Source organism: Marinobacter guineae, assembly GCF_002744735.1.
GTDB lineage: Bacteria > Pseudomonadota > Gammaproteobacteria > Pseudomonadales > Oleiphilaceae > Marinobacter > Marinobacter guineae.
On the sequence record NZ_KZ319361.1, the window covers coordinates 1 to 325 of the forward strand.

1 pseudogene is annotated in these 325 nt (G+C 65.5%); it reads left to right on the top strand.

Annotated elements, in window-relative coordinates:
* Positions 1-325 (top strand): annotated as a pseudogene (locus CLH62_RS20900) (16S rRNA pseudouridine(516) synthase); the annotation flags it as partial.

Genomic DNA, 325 nt, shown 5'->3' on the forward strand with positions numbered 1-325 from the left:
CCCGCATCAAAATTCCCAAGGTCTATCGCGTGACCACCGGGGCCGCGATTACCGCGGAGGCCCACCGGCGCTTCGCCGAGGGCATCTGGTTCGAGTACGAACAACTGAGGACCTCCCCCGCCCATATCGAACAGCTGGCCGAATGCCAGGCCCGGGTGACCATCTACGAGGGCCGCTATCACCAGGTAAAACGCATGTTCCATGCGGTCGGTAACCGCGTCACCTCGCTGCACCGGGAAAGCATGGGCGGGATCCGGCTGGACCCCGGGTTGCAGCCCGGACAGTATCGCGAACTGACCGCGGCGGAAGTCGCCTCGGTGGCGGC